The sequence below is a fragment of the Kitasatospora sp. GAS204B genome (assembly GCF_029892155.1).
Taxonomy (GTDB): domain Bacteria; phylum Actinomycetota; class Actinomycetes; order Streptomycetales; family Streptomycetaceae; genus Kitasatospora.
This window is the reverse complement of the sequence record NZ_JARZAG010000014.1, coordinates 32017-48121: the sequence shown is the minus strand read 5'-3', so window position 1 is coordinate 48121 and position 16105 is coordinate 32017. Positions and strand designations below refer to the sequence as shown.

General features: G+C 65.9%; 8 protein-coding genes and 2 pseudogenes. 7 read left to right on the top strand and 3 right to left on the bottom strand.

Going from position 1 to position 16105, the window contains the following annotated elements; translation table 11 throughout:
- Positions 1-323 precede the first annotated feature (323 nt).
- The 3 genes from P3T41_RS20245 (at position 324) to P3T41_RS20235 (ending at position 7048) form a co-directional block, all read left to right on the top strand.
- On the top strand, positions 324-1127 hold the full coding sequence (locus P3T41_RS20245; RefSeq protein ID WP_280691369.1) for an ABC transporter ATP-binding protein: 804 nt from the start codon (positions 324-326) through the stop codon (positions 1125-1127).
- Positions 1128-1176: 49 nt separating this feature from the next.
- A complete protein-coding gene (locus P3T41_RS20240; protein ID WP_280691368.1) occupies positions 1177-3687 on the top strand; it encodes an ABC transporter permease in 2511 nt (836 codons plus the stop codon).
- A 658-nt stretch (positions 3688-4345) separates the two neighbouring features.
- On the top strand, positions 4346-7048 hold the full coding sequence (locus P3T41_RS20235; protein ID WP_280691367.1) for a hypothetical protein: 2703 nt from the start codon (positions 4346-4348) through the stop codon (positions 7046-7048).
- A gap of 257 nt (positions 7049-7305) precedes the next feature.
- Here the strand turns inward: P3T41_RS20235 and P3T41_RS20230 are convergent.
- A pseudogene (locus P3T41_RS20230) lies at positions 7306-7434 on the bottom strand (GNAT family N-acetyltransferase); the annotation flags it as partial.
- Positions 7435-7780: 346 nt separating this feature from the next.
- Between P3T41_RS20230 and P3T41_RS20225 the strand changes: the two are divergent.
- A complete protein-coding gene (locus P3T41_RS20225; RefSeq protein WP_280691366.1) occupies positions 7781-9088 on the top strand; it encodes a hypothetical protein in 1308 nt (435 codons plus the stop codon).
- 1233 nt (positions 9089-10321) lie between these two features.
- Here the strand turns inward: P3T41_RS20225 and P3T41_RS20220 are convergent.
- A pseudogene (locus P3T41_RS20220) lies at positions 10322-10753 on the bottom strand (transposase); the annotation flags it as partial.
- A 164-nt stretch (positions 10754-10917) separates the two neighbouring features.
- On the opposite strand from P3T41_RS20220, the gene ureA reads away from it, so the two are divergent.
- The 3 genes from ureA (at position 10918) to P3T41_RS20205 (ending at position 15260) form a co-directional block, all read left to right on the top strand.
- Entirely contained in the window at positions 10918-11223 is a 306-nt protein-coding gene (ureA, locus tag P3T41_RS20215; RefSeq protein WP_280691365.1) for an urease subunit gamma, read from the top strand.
- Positions 11224-11675: 452 nt separating this feature from the next.
- Complete coding sequence (locus tag P3T41_RS20210) at positions 11676-11936, top strand: hypothetical protein (RefSeq protein WP_280691364.1); 261 nt, start codon at positions 11676-11678, stop codon at positions 11934-11936.
- A gap of 1791 nt (positions 11937-13727) precedes the next feature.
- Positions 13728-15260, top strand: a complete 1533-nt coding sequence (locus P3T41_RS20205; protein ID WP_280691363.1) for a hypothetical protein — start codon at positions 13728-13730, stop codon at positions 15258-15260.
- 220 nt (positions 15261-15480) lie between these two features.
- Here the strand turns inward: P3T41_RS20205 and P3T41_RS20200 are convergent, their stop codons facing one another.
- Complete coding sequence (locus P3T41_RS20200; RefSeq protein ID WP_280691362.1) at positions 15481-16038, bottom strand: hypothetical protein; 558 nt, start codon at positions 16036-16038, stop codon at positions 15481-15483.
- Positions 16039-16105 lie beyond the last annotated feature (67 nt).

Below are 16105 nucleotides of genomic sequence, written 5' to 3'. Positions count from 1 at the left end.
TCTTGGCCTTGGTCGGCACGGGGCGGAGCATTGACCCACCGGTGGGGGTGTCCCAGCTGCCCCGTTCTTCGCCGCTGATCGCGCACCGCCCTGCTGCTGCCCGCCGATGTCGCCCCCTTCGGACGACCCGGCCGCGGTATCGCGCCTACTTTGGTCGGGGCCGAGCGTGGACGGTCGATTGACGCGCCCGGCTCCTCGACCCGCCTAGCTTCGATGCTGGTGATCGTTGTGCCTCGTGTAGTGCTGCCCGACCTGGCAGTTGAGCTCGACACGGAAATTACCACCGCACGCCGCCCGACGCTCCAAGAATTGATAGGCCGCCCATGACCATGACGGAACCAGCCCCTGCCAACGAGACAGCTTCCTCCAAGGCGTCGGCGGCGCGCGCAGTGGGACTGAGCAAGGTCTACGGCGCGGGGGAGACCCGGGTGGTCGCGCTGGACGAGATCTCCATTGACTTCGCTCGTGGCGAGTTCACCGCCGTCATGGGGCCTTCGGGATGCGGCAAATCCACCCTGCTGCACTGCATGGCCGGCCTGGACACCCTCTCCGCGGGAACCACCTGGATCGGCGACACGGACCTGACCGACCTCAAGGACAAGGCCCTCACGAAGCTGCGCCGGGACCGGGTCGGGTTCGTCTTCCAGGCATTCAACCTGCTCCCGGTCCTGACGGCCCTTGAGAACATCACCCTTCCCATGGATATCGCCGGCCGCAAGCCCGACCGGCAGTGGCTGGAGGAGGTCGTACGGGCCACGGGCCTGGCCGGGCGCCTGGCGCACCGCCCCGCACAGCTCTCCGGTGGCCAGCAGCAACGCGTGGCCTGCGCCCGCGCGATGGCTTCCCGACCCGAGATCATCTTCGCCGACGAGCCCACCGGCAACCTCGACTCGCGTTCCAGCGGCGAGGTCCTCTCCTTCCTGCGCGACTCGGTGCGCGAACTGGGCCAGACGGTCGCCATGGTGACCCACGACCCGGTCGCCGCCTCCTACGCGAACCGGGTGGTCTTCCTCGCCGACGGACGAGTCGTCAAGGACATCCGCCACCCCACCACCGACACCGTCCTGGAAGGCCTTCGCTCCACCACGCCTGGAACGTCCACCCATCGGCCAACGCCGCAGACCTGAGCCCGGCCGCCCTAAATCCCGTCTTCCCACGACTCTCACTGGACTGCTCGTGCTCCGTACCGTCCTGCGCAACGCCCTGGCGCACAAGGCCCGACTGCTCATGACAGCGCTCGCGGTCCTTCTTGGTGTGGCCTTCCTCTCCGCCACCTTGACGTTCGCCGGCACCGTCTCCGGCGCCTACCAGAACAGCCTCAGCAACAGCGTGGACAACAACGCGGTGGCGATCACCCTCACCCCGGGCCAGTATCGCCAGGCCCAGGGAAGCCTCGACGCCGGCCTGCTGCAAAAGGTCGCGGCGCTTCCGGGCGTCGCCTTCGCCAGCGGTAGTGTCTTCGGGTTCGCCGCCGTGGCAGACCAGGCCGGCAGGCCGATCACTCCCCCACGGTCCTCCATCGGAGCCAACTACATCCCAGGCGGCAACGGAACCGACGCGAGGTACCACATGACCGACGGTCGCGGTCCGCAGAGCGCTGAGGAGATCGCGCTGGACCGCTCCAGCGCCGGCAAAGCCCACTACCGGGTCGGCGACACGGTCCCCGTATCGGTCAACGGCCCCGTGCTGCAGGAGAAGCTGGTCGGCACCTTCACCACCGATGATCCCAAGGTCTCCGCCGGCGGGTCCCTCGTCCTGTTCGACACCCCGACAGCGCAGAGTCTCTACCTGTCACCCGGCCACTTCTCGCAGATCACCCTCAGCCCTGCCGCCGGCGCCTCCCGCACCCAGCTCCTCACCGATGTCCAGCCGCTGCTCCCACCCGACGGCAGCGCCACGGCGCAGAGCGGTCAGAGCCTCGCCAACCAGCAGAGCGCCATAACAGCCTCCAGCACCGAGGCCGTCAGGAACGCGCTGCTCGCATTCGCTGGGATCGCGCTATTCGTCGGCGTCTTCGGCATCGCCAACACCTTCAACTTGTCGGCTGTCCGGCGTACTCGGGAACTGGCCCTGGTCCGCGCGATCGGTGCCACCCGCGCCCAGGTCACCGCTTCGATCATGGCCGAGGCGTTCTTGGTCGGTACCGTTGCCTCGATCCTCGGTGCTCTGCTCGGCGTCGCCATCGCCTCCGCCGTCCGTGCCGGTCTTGACGCCACCGGCAGCCACCTGCCCTCCGGTCCTCTGGTCGTCAGCCCTGGCGGCGTAGCGGCCTCACTGGTCCTTGGCGTGCTGGTCAGCATGCTCGCGGCGTGGCTGTCCGCCCGACGCGCCGCCACCATCGCGCCCGTGGCCGCCATGCGCGGCGCGCAAGCCCAGGCGACGCGCAAAAGCCGCGTCCTACGTGGTTCGGCCAGCGCCGCACTCACCACCTTCGGTGTGCTGACCACGCTCTTCGGCGCGTGGACCGGAAACAGAAGCGGCATGGGGGTCCTCGCCGTGGGAGCCCCGTTCACCATGATGGGTGTCATCGTGCTGACACCGATCCTCACCCGCCCCGTGACGGCGCTGGCCGCACGGCCGCTGACCCGCCTGTGGGGGCCGAGCGGCACCCTGGCGCGGCGCAACGCCGCCCGCAACCCCCGGCGGACCGCCGCCACCGCATCCGCCCTGTCCATCGGGCTGGCCCTGGTCTGCGCCCTGGCCGTGGTCGGCGTCTCCCTGACCCACGAAATCGACCGACGCTCCACGCAAGGTCTCAGGGCCGACTACCAGATCGGCATGGCCACACCCACGCCGCTGGACCCGTCCGTGGCCCCAGCCCTGGCCCGCACACCAGCGGTCACCGCCGTCAGCGCCCTACAGAGCACTGACCTCCACGTCGCAGACCAGACCCGCAGCGTCACCGCGGTCGACCCCACCACCATCGCCGGTCTGCTCGACCTGACCACCACCAGCGGAACCGCAAGCACCCTCCAGACACCGAACACGGTCCTGGTGAAGCAGAGCACGGCAGCAGCGAACGGCTGGACCACCGGATCACAGATCCCTGCCATCTACCCGGATGGCACCCGGGCGACGCTCACGGTGGGCGGTGTCGTCGCGCCCAACCGCCTGCTCTCCGACCTTGTCCTCTCCCACGCCTCGCTGGCCGCACACGGCGTCGAACTCACCGACCAGGCGGTTCTACTCAGCACGAAGGACGGGGCGAACACGAAGAATCGGCAAGCTCTCCTCAACGCGCTTGGCAACAACCCGATCATCCAGGTCAAGGACCATGAACAACTCCGCATGGACAACGAAGAACAACTCTCCCTGCTCCTCGACACCGTCTACGGGATGCTGGCCCTGACCGCGATCATCGCGATCCTGGGACTCGTCAACACACTGACTCTCTCCGTCTTCGAGCACCCGCGCGAGATCGGGCTGCTTCGCGCCATCGGCCTGGAGAAGGCCAACGCCGCCCAGATGATCCGGCTCGAATCCGCGCTCACCACCCTGCTCGGCGCCGGCCTGGGCCTGGGCCTGGGCATCTTCCTCGCGTGGGCGATCTGCCGGGCCGCACCGATGACGCTGATCCTGCCGTGGGGATCGCTCGCCCTGATACTCGCCACCACCGCCCTGGTGTGCCTGAGCGCCGCACTGTGGCCCGCACGCCGGGCCGCGCGACTGCACACGCTGCTGCCGTGAAGAGTCAATAGCCTCAGGTATTCAGCCGGGCGGCTCTGACGCAGAGTCACAGGCCCGCACCCGGGGCTACCGCTGCGCGCCGCAGCCGGCTATCTGCTCGCGCACATTGCCCCGACCGCGAACCTCGGCCCCGACACCGGTCGCTGAGACCAACACAGCCCGCCCCCTTTCGATCGTGGCACAAGCCCTGAGAACCGAAACCGGCGCGGACCACAGCGGGGTTCACCCGCGAAGGTGAAACCATTCCTGACGCCGTGTCGGAAAACCATGGCGCCCCTCTCGTAGAGGGTGGTCTTCGACTCACCACTGCGGGCCGGGGCTGTCTGCTTCGATCGCGGCCACAGACGCCCCAGGCATTGTCCGGGGGTGGTGGGCAGCGGCCGAAGGGAATGACGGTGGCCCGCCTCGGCGATAGTCGCCGTGTCGCCCTGTCGGAGCGTCAGGATCGTTTGGGTCTGCGGGAATCGGGTGCTTGATGAGACGTGAAGCGGGGGAGCAGGGCTGGGAGGCCGGCCGGTCCGTGGTGGGGATGACCACTCGGGCGTTCCTGGCGCGAGCACCAAAGGGAACGGTCCGCAAGTCCTGCACCCCGGTGCCGGTACGCCGGCACCAGGGGCGTGGTGCAGGAGGGCTCACCGGGCGGCTGTGCTGGGCTGGGGTGGTGTTTCTGTTGGCGGTGAGCGTGACGCTTTCCCCCTTGCCGTGGGCGGCACGGGTGATGGCGGCCGGTACACCGGTGAGCAAAACGGGGACGGATGTCGCGACCGGGAGTACGACGGTGGCGGGCCACGGCGACACGGTGCGATGGGTGACGTCGTACGCGAATCCGAGTCCTTCGCCGGCGGGGGCGGTCATCGCCGATCCGATCCAGGGGGCCGGGGTGAGCCAGACGTATGTCCCGGGCTCGCTGCGGGTGCCGCCGGGCTTCGTGGGGCAGTGGTCGACGGACGGGGGGAACAGTTTCTCCTCCACGGATCCGGGGACGGCCACGGATGTCGTCCAGGCGAGGAGCGCGGCGGTCCTCTCGCCGGCGACAGCGACCTCCACCCTGCTCACCGCGCCGGCGTCGCCTGTCAACACCTTCACGGGGGGCGACGGATTCATCCCGATCGTGTACACGGCGACGATCAACGGCGTGTCCACACCAGAGATCTGGAACCTCTACCACTTCGTGGCGACCGGGCCGAACGTGGCGTGCACGAACCGCCTGACGAACGGCCCCTGCCCCTCGCCCACCGGTGCGGCCCGCAACTGGCCCCAGCCGATGAACTCCTCCGCAGTCGGCGCCCTGACCGGAGACGTCGGCAGCAGCCTTGACCCGAAATTCGTGGTGATCGGCTCGAAGCTGTACTACCCGGGTGTCTCCAGCGCCTCGGGGTCCACGAAGATCGGTGTCGGCTGTCTGGACCTGCAGGCCCAGCAGAGCTGCGGGTTCACCCCGTTGCAGACCGCGGTGGCCGGTGCGGGCGGCAACGCGGTCTCGGGTGTGGTCCAGACCCCGAACGGCAAGATGTACGTGTTCTCCTCCAACGGCCAGATCCTGTGCTTCGACCCGTCGTCGAATGGTGCCTGCGGGGTGTTCGGCATCGGCATGCCCGCGGACAGGACAGCATCGACCTCGCCGACACCCACCGGCTTGGCCGGGACGCTGGATGCCATCGCCGGCAAGGTCTACGTCACCGAGGTGAACGCGACGTCCACGGGCGCGCTCATCGGGTGCTTCGATCCGGCGGCCGGCGGAGCATGCGCAGGCTGGACCACCCCGAAGACCATCTCCACCGGGCCGATCGGGTCGGTCTTCTCCGCGTACAGTCTCTTCACCGCTTACAGCCCGGCAGGCACCGCCACCTCGGTGTGCTCGACCGTGGCGGGCGATAGCGGCACCCCGCCGACCGGTACCGCCGTCTGCTTCGACTTCGCTGGCAATCCGGTGGCCGCACCACCGGGACTCAGCACGCTCCTGGCAGCCAACAACTTCGGCGCCAGCACCGTTTACATGCCCCCCGCGGTGCTTACCCCGCCGGGCCACCACCTGGAGTCGCTGTTCCCGGTGTGGGGGGGCGCGTCGAACAACATCTGCTACGACTGGGTGGCCCAGGCGGCCTGCTCTTCCTTCGGCACGGGCGGCAGCCTGCAGGGGCCGGCCAATGTACACGGCGGTGACACCCGGCCCTACGGCTACGCCTTCGACGGGCAGTGCGCCTTCGGTCTCGGCGACGCCGGCTACCTGTGGTCCATGGATCCCATTACCGGCCAATCCCCCTGCGTCAAGACAAAGGCGACAACGACCCTGGACCCGCGGCAGTTCTACTGCGACGGCGCGACGGGCCATTACAGCGCCTACGGAACCCTGCAACTGGCCGGCCTGACCGCCGCCAACGTCGACTACGCCAGCTCCTTCGTGACAGTCACCGACTCCGCCAACAACCCGATCGCGACCCTCCCCATCAACCCCGCCACCCAGAGCACCGATCTATCGGCCGTACCCGTCACCACCACGGCCCCCATCACCGTCAGAGCGGACATCGCCCTGAACAACACCAGCGACTTCACCACCAACACTCCGAGCATGACGGTCACATTCGTAGGCGACCCCGTCCAGATGTGTTTCCAGACCATCGTCGCCAACGACTGCACCATCACCTCGATCGCAGACCAGTCCACCCAGAGCACCACCGGATTCCCCCCCACCACCTCCAACACCGTCACCCTTCAGGTCCCACCCGGCCCCACCTGCCGCTCCGTCCCGTCCACCACCAGTCCCCCCGCCGTCCCTACCGGCGGAACAACCTCCGCCACCACCGGCGGAACAACCTCCGCCCCCACCGGCGGAACAACCTCCGCCACCACGGCAACCAGCACAGGACCGGCAAACACACCCATCTCCCCACCCCTGCTCACCTTGCCCCCCAGCCCCGCACTTGCGGCCGTCCCACCCCCCGGACCGGTGGGCGGGACGACCGCCACCGGTATCCCCCTGGCAGGAACCCAGCCCACATCCCCAATCACGCCAGCCGCGCCGCCGCTGGTGTCGTTGTCGGCACCCTCTCCTGCTACGTCGCTTTCGACGACCCCGCCCTCGCCCTCTTCCTCGCCTCCCTTGCCGTCTCCGACTCGGTCGCGTGCACCTGGTCCAAGTCCCAGCGCGAGGGTGTCTGGGAGTAGGAAGAGTTCGCCACCGACTGCCTCGCCAAGCAGCACGAAGGGCGGCGCGCCCTTCTTCTCGGACCCCATCGTTGGCGCTATCGACAACAAACCGGGCTTCGACGAATCAGCGCCACTCGCGTTCGTCGTGCTGATTCCAGCGTTCATGGCCGCGGTGGCCGTAGCCGCTGCCGCCATCCGCCGCAGATCGCGGTAGCGGGGTTGCGCTTCCCGACAGTGGAGAATCGAGCCGCAACGAGGGTCTGTACGTTGAGTGGCTCCATCGCAGATTCGGATCACCACAACCACCACCACATGACCACGGACAGCCAAGATCACGATCTACAGCTGCTGTGAGGATTCGCAGGTCCACCGCGATGTCGCCGCCGCAGCGCATCACCTGGAGGTCGTGCGCATGCGGGCCTGGTCCGGGATGACGAAGGCGTCCTTTGCGTCCGTCTTCCCGACCCCGGCGTGCAGCCATTCGCATCCGGCTTCGCTGGCTTGCCGGGCCGCCTCGGCGATGAGTTCGGCTCCGATCCCGGGCCGGCGGCAGCTCCCCGCGACTACAGTGCCCAGGATGAACGCGTGAACGCCGCCGTCCCGCTGCCCTGAAAGAGCTCAGTGAGCTAGCCGACGACCTGTCGGACGGTGGGCACTCCAGGTCTCTTGGGCACCGGGGGCCCAGAAGGTCGCGCGGTTCGAGCCGCGCCGGATGCTGCGGTGAGGTGACCACGAGCACCCGCTGGACAGGAACGTACCACCACCGTCTCGGGGCACCGAGCAGTATTTGTACCTACCCATGGAGCAGTAGGGCGCGGGAGAATCTACACGAGGAGATCGTCGCTAGCAGTGGCCAGGATGTAATTCCAGCCGATGACTCTGCGTCCTGAGCGGCGGTGACGGGAGGGCTGGAAATTCCAAATTCTGCAATCCACTTGGAGGCGGCATGTTCGCGGATCTCAATGACAAAGAATTTTTTCGCTCCTACAGCAAATTTGCAGACAACCAGTTCGTGCTGCTTGCCCAAAAGGACACGAAAGGGAACCTGGTGATACCCAAGGAGGATGCGCATGTGTACACTCGGCTGCTGGTCGATTATATAAACGCCCACCTGGGGAAGGATGGATTCCCTCCGGTCACCTTGAAGGACGAGGTCCAGAAGGATCCTGGCCACGGGGCCGATCGGACTCTTCACGCAGCCTTCGAGGCATCATCGCTTTCTGTGTCTGCTGCACCTTCCGGTCGGAATGGAATGTCGAAGACCGATTCGGATGTGCGCGCCGAATTCATGCTGCACGAACTTCGCCACTATCAGCAGGGGACCGCCCAGGCGGTATTCGTGGTGGCCGGGAACCCAGGCCTCGCCCCGAAGCAGTACCAGAAAATGTTAACCGCATGGCAGGGCCACGACTTCCCCCTGACGGTGATTGATGCCGCGATTAGCCGGATAGCACGCGGCGAGGCGACGGCTGCCGAGCTGAAACTCGGAAAAGAGCAGTACGAGGGCGAGACCGGGCTGATCAAGAAGAGTCTAGGCGTAGACCCCCTGCCACGCACGGAGAGAAACGTGTATCTGGCTGCGCAGGTTGACCCGAAAACCAGGAACGACCTGGCTCTCGATGAAGCAAAGATGGCAAGAGTAACAGCCGACCTCCTGATTTCGAAATTCAACGACGCACCTCCCAGTCCCAAAGAGGCCTTTGCCGCCGGCAGCCTCTTGGTCTTCAGCCATCTACTCCAGGCGTCGGACCCGAGAGCAGAGGAAATCAGGAGAACCTGGGATGCAATGGAGAAATACCAGAGTGGAGCGGAGAATTTTCGGCAATGGAATACTATCCAGTACAGAGGATTTGTTGACGTATATCAGGGGTATCTGAGGGCAACGGCGAGCGCGGCCTATTCAAATCTCGCGCCAGCATTTGATGCATACAGGAACAAATCTCCGAGCGAGGGTGATGCACATAAGGTCCAGTGGGCACTCAGGGAGTTTGTCGGAAGGCTTGAGGATACTGGAATTCCCGCCCCGGAGCCATTGAGGGAGTGGAAGAATGAGGAACTGGCCGCAGTGGTGAATCAACAAGCTCCGAGAATTTCGATCAGACCGAACCTGCCACAACTAGCGGATCGGCTCGCGAGCATCGAAAAGCGGCCCGAGAATACGGTGAACGGGACTAGGAATTCTTCTATCTTTAATTTGCTTCGGCGCGGTACGGTGGGCGATAGTAGTCAGCCAAAGCGCGGGGGTAAAATCTGAAACGGCTGCTGTAGGTCGTGATCCGTGACGTGTCGGGGTTGGTCAGCTGGGGCGGGGCGACTGCGGGTATGGCTACGGCCGCCACGATCGTGATCGTCTGTGGCAAACAGATCCGATGCGGCCGTGGAGGCCATGGTGGCGCACGGGTGGCGGGACGGCTCCGGGGAGGCGATGGGTCTGGTGGTGGATTGCTTCGTGTGCCGAGAGACGCGGCAGACGTTCTGCCCGGGCTCGGAAGTGGTGGAGAGCGACCTGAGGCCAGTGCTGGGGCGGACGGGCACGGGTGCCACGTCGCGGACCGTGCGAGGCTTGCGCCTGTTGAGGCAAGCGGGCGAGCGGCAGGGTCGGCGGGTTGGGCGGGCGACAGCCTGCGGCGCACCCGCATCCCGGTGACCCATGGGTGAACCTGTCGGAAGACGCTAGTTCTTTGGTAGGGGGATGTGGGCGACGTTCGTCGATTCCAGCCAATCGGCTCGTATGCCTACTATCTGCCCATCGATCAGCACCGAGAAGTTCTGCTGATCGAAATGAGGCGCCGCGCCTGTGCGCTGAATGCGAGCCGATCGCTGAAGGGCAGTCGGTGATGGTCCGACAATTTTCTGTTGTCTCTGGAGAATCAGGGGAGAGTCGTGAAGCAAACCGCCAACCGTCGAAGCCGGATCACTGCCCGGGTACTTGCAGCGGCCCGACCGGTTGACAGTGCCAGGGGGAGCGGTGGCGACGAACCCAATGGCAAAGTCCGCCGGTGGCCGGCGCGGAGCAGTGGGCTGTCCGGACCCCCATGATCGTGGAAGCCGTACTCCTGTTGCTCAGGCGGGGGCGAGCTGGTATGCCGACGCGGACCAAGTGGAATTCTGCGGGCTTGTCGGCTTTGCCGCCGGAGCGGTCACAGCGGCCGAAGGGCGCAAGCCGCGCCATCCTCCCCGGTCATGCGCGCTCTTCATGCTCAACCAGTGCGGGACAGGCTTGGCCGCTGGGAGCCACTCCTCGGCCTCTGTCCGGGGCGGCGGTGCGCTTTTCGTCCCAAGGCAGGGATCGCGTGACGTCGACAATCGGTGAGTCGGCTCCCCACAGGTCGTCATCTGCGTCGTCCGGTGGGCACGGGAACCGCGCAGTCGTCGTCGAGCGCCAGGCGTGGCGCTGGTCGATCAGGACACCACGGTCCGTCCTCACGCGGGTCAAGCCGCAGCCCGGGACAGCACACCCCGATTCTCACAGTTCTCACACACGAGCGGTGGTGACCTTGTGCAGGAAATCCCTGCGGCGATCCGCGATCCGGGCGTGTGCCCGGCCGACCTTGAGCCGGGCCTTGGCCCGGTTGTTGCTGCCCTGTGCCTTGCGGGACAGGTCCCGCTGCGCCTTCGCCAGACGTTGCCGGTCCCCGCGCTCGTGCTTCGGGTTGTGGATCTTCCCGCGCTCGTTGCTCAGCCTCTCGATCGGGAGGGAAAGGGCGAGCAGGGACGTGATGCCCGCGTCGATACCGACGGCTGCACCGGTGTCGGGCATTGGCGTGGGCCGGTCCTCGCACAGCATGGAGACGAACCAGCGGCCCGCACCGTCTTGCGTCACGCTGACTGTGGTCGGCGCGCTGCCCTCGGGAAGGGGGCGGGGCCACACGATCGCCAGCGGCTCGCTCATCTTCGCCAGCGTCAGCCAGCCGTCGCGTGGCCACGGGTCACACGATAGCCACTCACCTTGTGACCGACCGCAGGCGATCATCCACCCAGACGCCGGGCCGCCTTTACGGCGACTCGGCCTTCCCCACCCCGCCACGCGGGAAATCCAATCCCTCCCCGGCCCAAAGTCCGGGGTTTCCCTGGAGGTAACCGATGAAGCTGTCTCCGCGCGATATCGACAAGCTCACCATCTTCATGGTCGCCAACTCGGCCCGCCAGCGCCGCGAGTGCGGTGTGAAGCTCAACTATATCGAGGCCTGCGCACTGATCAGCGAGAGCATCCTGGCGGGCGCCCGCGAGGGACGTAGCGTGGCCGAGTGCATGGAGATCGGCAAGCAGGCTGTCGGCACCCAGGACGTGATGAACGGTGTCCGCGAGCTGCTGCCGTTGCTCCAGATCGAGGCGGCGTTCGTAGATGGCACCAAGCTGGTTTCGTGCCATGACCCGGTGGGAGCCTGAGCGATGACGCCCTTCGCCTTTCGAGCGTCGATGCTCCGGCTGCGACGGTGGTGATGCCGGGGGACACGAGAGCGGCGCGGGGCCACTCTGGAGCCGCTGGTGGAGGACGGCGCCGATGCGCGCGTTTCCCGCCTCTTGACCCTGGCCGCTGCCCGGGCGCGGGCGCTGTCCCCGGCGCCGGTGTGTGGCGCCGATGACCCTGGGCCCCGCATCCGCGTCTGGTCACGGATGCGGGGCGGGCGCTGCGGTGCCTCGCCGAGGACGGAGGACTGCTACGGATCGCGCTCGCCGCTCCGTTCGGTACACGGGAGCATCTGGTGGCCTGGCTGCGCGCTGCCGCACTGCGGGTGGGCCCTGCGCGGGAGGGCACGCGATGCGGTGGCCGCCCTGACGGCCGGCCCTTTCGAGGACGCCGACCTTTCCGCAGGGTCCGACAGGACGAGGTACAGCCTGTGGCGGCGGCCATTGAGCGCGGAGCCGACCTCGGCGACGACCTCGCCCGCGGCCAGACCTTGCTTGGTGGCGTCCTCGAGGACACGGGCGACTTGCCGATCGCGATCGGATTCCTGGTCCGCCGAGGAGACCCGGCAGTATGCCACGACCTGTCCAATCGTCTCGGGGTCCGGCTCGGGAACGAGCCGGCTACGGACGGGGGCTGGACGACGGGGACCGGCATTCTGCCGTCCTTCACCCAAGTCCACGCGGTCTGGTAGCGCACGCCGTTGCGCGCAGCCCACTTTGAGAGCTTCACGCGATCACGGTGGACCACCAGAAGGCTGAGGTTCCTTGATGAGACGTTCAGCCACTCGCCGCCCTGCCCACGCCACAGCTGGCCAGGCCCTCGACCCTGTGAAGCATCGATACGAGGGCTACCCGTGAGAGCGGAGACGCGGGCTCCGGCACAGCTGGAGAGCAGTGAAGACCTAGGTATTTTCCGGGATTTCTTTAAGCCCTGCCGATAGTAGCTTGGACTTCCAGTGTCTCCTTGGAGTTCGAACTGGCGGCAGACCCGATGGACGAGCCGTTCTGAAGTGCGGAGGTACGCAATCATGAGTACTCCCAGCCCGAGGTCGTCTCTGGGCGGATCGACGGATGGCCAGCAGGGGGCGACTGGCGTATCCGTGAACCTTGGTGCGGCATGGTCCGAATTCAAGGGCTCCGTCGCGGACTCGGTGTCGAAGTCGTGGGGGTGGGTCAAGAGTCATCCGCTTGCCGCGTCGATTGGCATTGCTACGCTTGGTGTCGCAGCTGCTGTTGCGGCACCTTTTTCGTTAGCTGCTGCTGGTGCTGTTGTCGCGGTCCCCGCTGCTCTGGCGGTACTGGGAGTAGTCGGAAAAGGAATCTATGATGCCAGTGATCCTTTAATGCATGCGGGTGGTGCTGGATTCAGAAAACTATCCAATGGAGTCAGAAGGCTATTTGGTGGGCCTGAGAGGGATTTGCCTGCGACGGAGTTGAAATTCGGGGGGACGCCGGTCGGAACGCCCAGGGAGTCGCGTGAGATGTCGACACACCTGCGTCAGAGTGAGACGTTCGCGCAATCACCCCGGGAAACTGTGGAGCCTGGACCAAATGTGACGGTAACGCCGGGGCCCGTTGTTGAAGCGAGTTCGTTCACGCATCCCATGGCGCCTTCATCTACTAGGGCGTCTCAATCTCAATCGGCGCCGACCACACCGCGGGAAACGCACGCTGGGGATTCGGGCCCTAGCGCTCCTCGTGCTTCCACGCAGCCAGTGGCATCGAGTAATCACCAGCAGGATTTATCTAAGCGGCAGCGCGCTCGCACGCAGCATCCGCCTGGGGGAAACCGCACGCAGCATCCTCCTGGGGGAAACCCGCAGCATTGACAGTGACCCACCGATAGAGGCGCAGCAGATTGGTTGGTGATGGGAGAGTCTGGGCCAGACTTCAGGTTCGGCTCGGGCGCCATGCAGCAGGGTGCGGCGGGTTCAGGCTCTGCAGTTCGGCGCCAAGCCGCTGGCCGCACACGGGCCTCCGGCTTGGCGCCGGCTGCAGCGTTGGCGCCCCTGAGCGGCCTCAAAGGTACTCGGAAATATGTTTGTTTCCGCCGATCGCCTACCGGCTGGTCTACCGGAAGCTGACCGCAGGGCTGGCTGGCCCGACCGCACGCCGGCGCAGCAGCATCCTGGGCGAGGTTTTTAGTAGTTTCCCGGATGCCCCGCGCCTCCCGCGAGGCACACAATTGACCATCGGAAGTTGTACCCGTTTTCCCGTGGCCGCTCGAATCGATGCGGATCCTGGGGCGCACTCGGGACATGCACTAGGAGGGCAGGATGCCGGAACCGCCACCCGAGCTGAGACCGAGCGTTAATCCGGTGAGATTTTTGGTGGCGAGGAACGAACTGGCTAGCCGTCCGGAGCTAATCGTCCAGAGGCCTAATTTTCTTCCATGGTTCTTGACGGGCCTTCGCAGCCGATATTATCAGGCGAACGGTGATCAGCTTGTCCCCGCAGAAAGGTTCCACGCCAGTACAATAGGCGTGAATTCTGCCGCTGGACCGTTGTCAGCAAACGGTGCCGGCGGTGAAAGCTATCAGGAATTTGTTAATCTCAAGCATACTGGCCCAGTGAAGCTGGTTGGAACGAAGGAGCAGCTTCTCGAGTACTTGAGGGGCAATGGAGATGTCGCCCTCGCCCTTGGAAGCCGCTACGCCGGCCATCCTATTCTTGCCGAGAAAAACGAGGAAGAGCTCAGGTCTGGTCAAGCGAAAGAGGATGAGCTCAGGTCTGGTCAAGCGGAAGGAGGGAAGCTCAAGCGAGCACGATTACATGAATTAACGGATCCTTATTTGCTGGTTCCGGAATCTGAGCAAGTGACAGAGCAAGTGACAGATCGACAAGTGACAGATCGAATCGGATGGACGGTCACCCCGTTCCGGGCGATCGACGAAAAAAGTCAGTACGGTGTCTTCCAGCCGCTCACCCAGACGGTGGTGCATTTCTTCAGGAGGAGTTCAAATGCAGCGCTGAGCGGGGCCGGAACCCTTTTGCCGTTAAATCCTACGCATGTCCCTCCGGCCAAACTCGATCAGGCGAACTCCGCCGTCGAAAAGGTCGCGGGGCAGGCAGGGTATTCGAAGCCACTTCCGCCGGCCGGTACGGCGGTCAACGAGGCGGCGCGCGCCGCCCGTGGGTTCGCCGAAGTCAATGGCATCCCCAGTGACCCCATGAGCAAGGCCGGAAAATTGATAAACGGAACCGAGGAGGGCGAGGCTGTCAAGGATAAGAGCAGCGGCCACCTCTATCAGATCGAATTCGCGCTTCACTCCCCGCCGCCGGCGGGCAGGGGGCGGCACGAGGACCTCGTCAATGCGAAAGGCATTGCCGTCGTGCGTAGAGGCGAGGATGTCGTACCGGACGAGAGACCGAACGCTGTCAGGCTCGCCGAGATCTCCGGTGCCCTCGAGGGATGCCTCAACCAAGTTGACAGTCAGCGCCGACGTGAATCTCGCCCCCATTTCTGGATCCTGCAGAAGGTAAAAGGACTTCTGGGCCTCCACCGAGAGGATGCTGAGGTGAGCATCAGTCGGGCTGCTGGTATGAGGATAGCTATCCCCCAGTCGGGGATACCGGCAACTGCGGCGACTGGTTCCGCCGTGGCGTCAACGGATGCCGCGCCGAAAGACCCGATCGCTCTGGCGGACCTGAGCAACGCGGCAAGCTCACCGGAAGTCACCCCTATGGCTCCCGGCCAGTTCCTGGACGACGGCGTGAGCGCGCAACGACGGGAGAGGGCAACACCCCTCAGCCAGCCAGAGGAGCCGGCCACGCTGTCGCAGCACCGACCAGACATCGAAGGGCCCGGTGCGGCGCCTGCTGGTCCGGTTGGCGGGGCTAAAAAAGAAGTGCTGAGGAGCATCTCTTCCCGCCCGATGATCCCTCCTGCTGGGGCCCTGCCCGCGCGCCCACAACGTTCCTCCTCGATGCGGGAACCGGGTGGAAGAGAGGGGAGGGAGAAGAAGGGGGCTCAGCGTCACCACCCATCGACCGGTTTTGACCGTCCGGGGCCTTGACTGGAGGTCGGAACGCCGTCAGGGCCCCGCCCCTGGGAGCCAGGAGCATGTCCGAAATCAGCGGCGGGTGCCGAGCAGGTACCTTCCCAGGCGCAGAGCCGCCCAGCGCGAGCAGCAGAGACTCGGACAGGATCCCAGCGCCCCGGGCGAGCGGCCGCCGCCGCTCGCCCGGGGCGGATGTCCGCCGTCCTCTACCACCTGCGTTTCAACCGATGGGGCGTCAGTTCCAGGGATTGGCAGGCTGGTCGTTGTTGGCTACCCAGAAACGGACACCCGAGGCGATGGTGCCCCTAGCCCAGAAGCTCCAGCCACCGACCTGGGTCAGGTCCGTGCCGTAGTGACCGTCGTGGAATCCGGCTTCGCGCCAGCCGGGGCCGAAGTCCGAGGCGCACAGGGCATTGGCGGTGGCGCGGCTGGTCAGCGAGTACCCGGTGATGGGCGGGGTCAGGCCCACCCAGCCGCGCGCCCAGCCGTCGTAGAAGTCGGCGTTGAGGTCGGCCGGTAACGGGCTGTTGGTGACGTCGAGGCAGAGCATCGGAAGGACCGCAGAGGCCGGAGTGTCGCCAACCCACGGGTTGGAGGTGCCGTCGAAGCCGACGTGCACTTCGCCGTTCGAGCGCTGTTGGTAGGTGATCCAGGTGAGACCGGCGTGCCCGGTCATCGGCGCGGCGGTGGCGGAGGTCGCCGAGCCGGCCGTGACGGCGGTCAGCAGCAACGCTGCGACAGCCGCGACCTTGCGGCGCCGACTGACCGAGCGGGTCCGTGCGAAGACAGCCATGCTTCTCCCTCAGGCAGGTCGCTCCGATAGGGGAGCGATGGTGCGGATGGGATGTGTGCCGGGGAAC

What these genes read in the sequence shown, in the direction of transcription:
- P3T41_RS20245 (WP_280691369.1), top strand. Translation starts at nt 324, where the DNA reads ATGACCATGACGGAACCAGCCCCTGCCAACGAGACAGCTTCCTCCAAG.
- ureA (WP_280691365.1), top strand. Translation starts at nt 10,918, where the DNA reads ATGAAGCTGTCTCCGCGCGATATCGACAAGCTCACCATCTTCATGGTC.
- P3T41_RS20225 (WP_280691366.1), top strand. Translation starts at nt 7,781, where the DNA reads ATGTTCGCGGATCTCAATGACAAAGAATTTTTTCGCTCCTACAGCAAA.
- P3T41_RS20200 (WP_280691362.1), bottom strand. Translation starts at nt 16,038, where the DNA reads ATGGCTGTCTTCGCACGGACCCGCTCGGTCAGTCGGCGCCGCAAGGTC.